Source organism: Anabaena sp. 54 (assembly GCF_017355725.1).
In the GTDB taxonomy this organism is placed as follows: domain Bacteria; phylum Cyanobacteriota; class Cyanobacteriia; order Cyanobacteriales; family Nostocaceae; genus Dolichospermum; species Dolichospermum heterosporum.
Genome location: NZ_JAAVWA010000065.1, coordinates 1 through 4,976 on the forward strand (window position 1 = coordinate 1; position 4,976 = coordinate 4,976).

Consider the following 4,976-nt stretch of genomic DNA (forward strand, 5'->3'; position numbering starts at 1 on the left):
TGATGAGGCTCTGCCTCTAATATTATTGAAGGCAGAGCCTTCTAGAATTCATTCCCAGTCAGAGACTGGGAATGAGACGAATGAGACAAAAAAGTCCAAGTTTTAACCGTTTTGAGTATAGACATCTCCAAAAAAGATGTAGAGACGTTCCATGGAACGTCTCTACAAGGGTTTTAGGTCTTTTAAAAATCCCTAACGGACTTCGTTCAAACTCTCCACTTGCTTGGTAAACATCTCTGTAAATAAACTCATGACTGTCCGTTCTTCTCGGACTTTAATATTAGCAGTAATAGACATACCGGACTGTAAGGATATCTTTCTATCTTGATTGGTGAGACTTAATTGTTGTCTATCTAACTTGATTTTGGCGGGGAATCTATAAAATTGATGGTTTTGGTCGGGAGGTAAAGCATCTGAACCAATATCAATTACTTTACCCTTGATATCACCAAATTCACTAAAGGGAAAGGAATCAATTCTCACATCTACATTCATACCTTTCCTCACGAAACCAATATCTTTATTGGTGATGAAAACTTCGGCTATGAGGCTATCTTTGGGGACAATTTGTAGTAATTTTTGGGTAGAATTGGCAACAAAACCCGGATTTTTAGCTTGAAGATCAAAAATTACACCTCCTACAGGAGCGCGAAGTTCTTGATATTTAACGTTTAATTGTGTTTGGGAGATTTTACTATTAATATCTGCTAAACGCTGTTCATTTTCTAGAATAATTTTCATGAATTGACTATCAATTTCTGCAATCCGTTGTTTGTTAGCACCGATTTTTTCCAAAATAGTTTTATCAGAACTAGCAACTGTATTGGTTAATTGCTCTTTTCCTTTATCAATATCGAATTGTAGACGTTTTGCCTCTTCTTGTAATTGTGATATTTCTGCGGAAAGCGTTTGTACCTGTTGTTTTTGATTCAGATATTGCAGTTTAGAAATACCACCTTCTTCAGCTAAGGTTTTAAGACTAGCTAAAATCTGACTTTGAATTGCTAAACCATTTTTAGTATCTTGCAGTTTAAATATGGTTTGAGAAAGTTGTTTTCGGGTTTTTTCAACTTCTAAATCTGCGGCTTTAGAACGGGATTTTAATTCTGTTTTAGCAACTGCTAATAATTGTTGTTCATCAATTCCTGTACCTGCTGCTCCCGGTGAATTTCTTAATTGAGAACGTAATAATTCATTTTCTGCTACTAAGGAAGCGCGGCTTTTAAGCAGAAAAGCTGATTCTCCTGGGAGTCTACTGCGTAAAAATGCTATTTCAGCATCTATTCCGGTACTTGCTCCCATTAAGCGACGATAGATATTGTTTTCTTGAATTAAAGCTATCCGAATCTTATTCAATGAATTTAATTCGGCTAGGGTCGCAATGGAATCAAAGGTTAATAATAAATCTCCTGGTTTTACCTCTTTACCATCTTTTACATACAGTGATTTTACAACTCCATTTATAGGAGCTTGTACGTCTTTGACTGTTCCTTCTGGTTTTAATTGTCCTGTGGCGGGAACTACTTGCTCAATTTTCGCTAAACAAGCCCAAATAATCCCAAAACAAGCTAATCCCATGAGGGTGAGCATGATAGTTCTTGACCAAATTGGGGATTGGCGTAAGACTACAGATTGGTCGAAGTTATTAAAATTAAAATCGGGTTTTGGCTGTTTAGGAGCGGGTTTGGGTGGTGTTAATACTTGTGCATCTCTATAAGATCCGTTACCGTTTCCGTTACCGTTACCGTTGCTGTAACTACCATTAAGTTGAGTCATAATAATTTGGGATTTGGGATTTTAGATTGAATATTTAGTGGTGTGTGATTTTAGAGTTTGAAAAGTTTAATGTATTACTGCCTTTTTTCGTTTTCTCGTTCCATACTCTGTACTCTGTATGGGAATGAATTTATAAGAAACTTCAAATTAAAAAAATATCCCAAAATTTCTTGTGATGCAGTCCGAAAAGCCCGCTAATAATGCAAGGACGGGCAAGATGCCCATCCCACAAGATTGGACATTTTTTTTGTGGAGTTCTCTAACGGCTTTAGGCAGAGCCTCTGTAATGGCATTCCCAGTCAGAGACTGGGAACGAGATGAACAGGGTAAAGCATGAGCTAAACCCTTACAAATAACTGACAAATTACAAATTTACTTCCTGTTGTTGATAAAGATAGAAATAATGACCTTTAGCTGCCATGAGTTCTTGATGACTACCTTGTTCTATCATTCTACTGTTATCCATGACGACGATAGTATCGGCATTACTAACAGTATTTAAACGGTGGGTAATGAAGAAGACTGTGTTGCCTTTGAATGCACGAGCTAAGTTCAGACAAATTTGCCTTTCTGTCGGATAATCTAGAGCGCTGGTGGCTTCGTCTAAAACTAAGATTTTAGGTCTTTGTAATACAGAACGAGCGATCGCAATTCTCTGTCTTTGTCCACCAGAAAGGGCTGATCCCCGTTCCCCAACTCTTGTATTATAACCATTGGGTAAGGTCATAATAAATTCATGTGCAACAGCGATTTGTGCAGCTTCAATAATTTCCTCTGTTGTGGCATCAGGATTTGTTAAGGCAATATTTTCTTGAACTGTGCCATCAAATAAGAGCGTATCTTGGGGAACTACGCCAATTTGTCGCCGCAGCGAATAAAGTTCGACTTTGGAAATGTCGTAACCATCAACTAAAATTCTCCCAGATTCTGTGTCATAAAGTCTGAGCAGTAATTTCATCATTGTACTTTTTCCTGAACCACTTTGCCCGACAATGCCCACAAATTTACCTGGGGCAAATTCGACGGTGACATTGCTGAGTTGTAGTGGTCCGCTGGCAGCAAATCGGAAGGAAACGTTTTCATATTTCACTGCACCGTTAACGGTAGGAAGAGAAATATTATTCCGATCTATTTCTGCTTCTTGTGGTGTATCCACAATATCACTTAATCGTTCTAAAGATAAACCAGTTTCTTGGAAGTTTTGCCAGATTTGCGCCAACCGTAAGATTGGGGTAGTAACGTAACTAGAAATAATCCGAAAAGCAATTAATTCTCCTAATGTTAATTCTCCTTTCAAAACTAAATAAGCTCCCACCCATAAAACTAATAAACTGCTAAGTTTACTGAGAAACTGACTGGTTGAATTCGCTAATGTGGAAGTGAGAACAGTTTTAAAACCGGCAGCGACAAACTTAGCATATTTCTTTTGCCAAGAAAACCGGGAGCGTAATTCAATATTTTGGGCTTTAACTGTTTGAATACCTGACATAACCTCAACCAAATAAGATTGAGTTTCGGCATTCCGTTCAGCTTTAGTTCTTAATTGTCTACTCACGGTGGGAGCAGCGACTAATGTCACCACCACAAACAGAGGAATTGTCCCTAATCCGACGAGAGTTAGTTGCCAACTGTAAAACAACATGACAACTATATAAACGACGGAGAATAGGGCATCTAATACCACTGTTAAAGCTGTACCAGTGAGAAACTGACGGATATTTTCTAATTCATTAATTCTGGTGGATAGTTCACCAACTGGTCTTTTATCGAAATAGCGCAGTGGTAAGCGTAGCAAGTGGTCAATAATTTGTGACCCCAAACTCATATCAATGCGGTTGGTGGTATCTACAAATAAGTAAGTCCGCAAGGTGGTTAATACTGCTTCAAATACACCCACTGCTAATAGTAATACTCCTAGAATATTCAGGGTACTAATACTATTTTGGACGATGACTTTATCAATGATTAGCTGAATAACCAGAGGATTAGCGAGGGCAGCTAGTTGGACGAAGAAGGAAGCAATAAATACTTCTATCAGTACCCGGCGGTAACGTGATAAGTAAGGAACAAACCAAGATAACCCAAAGCGTTCTTTCGGTGTTTCTTTGGTTGCACTCAGTAATAAAACTCTAACTTGTGGTTGAAGATTAGCGTCATCGGTTTCTAATTCTTCTACTAATTGACTAATTTGGCAGTTGATAATGCCTTGAGATGGTAAACCCAAAACTACTGTTTTTCCATCTACCGCATAGAGGACAGCAAAACTGTCACGATAGCGAATTAATGCTGGTGTAGGAATCCGATTGATGGAAACAGCAGGAACATCAACTAGCTGGGATTTAAGTCCAATTAGTTCTGATAAATAAGCGCAAACTTGAAAAGATATACTCCCTTGACGCTTAATTTGGTCGGTTAAAATCCGCCGCACTACTTCTTTCCGAAAGGGCATTTCTAAATGCTTGGATAGCATTTGAAAACAAGCCAGAGTGGCATCTAATTCTCCTTGTCCCCGGAAAAATGGATAGTTTTGATTTTTAAATTGCTTGTTTGATGTGGTGGGGGGAACAAATTCTGGTTCTTGGGCGTAGGGAATTTCCGAATCTACTCTGCTATCTGATATAGTTTCTAATGTTTCGGATTCAATGGTAACACCATCAAGTAATGATAGGTCTTGAGGATTAATGCCCAATAAGCGGAGAGGAATGTTGCCTTTAACTTCAATTACGTCGGTTTCTAGACGAGAACAGGGTGGGAAATTGGGCAGGGAACTACGACCACTCACAAACCAAATGCGATCGCTATCTAATTCTCTTAAAGCCGTTTTTCCCGGTGATAAATAATGAATTTTTGCTTCTAATTGAGCCTGTTGGGTAATGTCTTTGAGGTTGTGATTTACTAAAGCTTTTTGTGCTACCTGGGAACTCAAAATATCAAATATTTCAATTGGGTGACTTATGTGTTGACGAGCTTGAGCAAAGGCTGGATTGCGGTTGATAAATTGCAAATAATCTGCGGCTTTCCAGGTTAAACAGATGACTTCTGTGGAAGCGATCGCTGTTTCACAAGGAAGTTCACGCAACCAAGCAATTTCGCCAATTGTTGCCCCTGGTTGCAGTAATTTTAATGTAATTGGTAATTGGTTTTGGGGATTATATCCCAATAGTCTGACGTTGCCTTGATAAAGAATGGCGATCCTTTCT

General features: G+C 38.6%; 2 protein-coding genes. Both read right to left on the minus strand.

The genetic code is table 11. From position 1 onward, the window contains the following. Nucleotides 1-192 precede the first annotated feature (192 nt). Complete coding sequence (locus HEQ36_RS25815; protein ID WP_053540063.1) at nucleotides 193-1,776, minus strand: HlyD family efflux transporter periplasmic adaptor subunit; 1,584 nt, start codon at nucleotides 1,774-1,776, stop codon at nucleotides 193-195. A 364-nt stretch (nucleotides 1,777-2,140) separates the two neighbouring features. Then, the coding region (locus HEQ36_RS25820) for a peptidase domain-containing ABC transporter (protein WP_290708730.1) at nucleotides 2,141-4,976 on the minus strand (2,836 nt) is incomplete at its 5' end.

Bases quoted from the DNA above. Each gene is read 5' to 3' on its own strand.
- HEQ36_RS25815 (WP_053540063.1), bottom strand. From the start codon at position 1,776: ATGACTCAACTTAATGGTAGTTACAGCAACGGTAACGGTAACGGAAAC.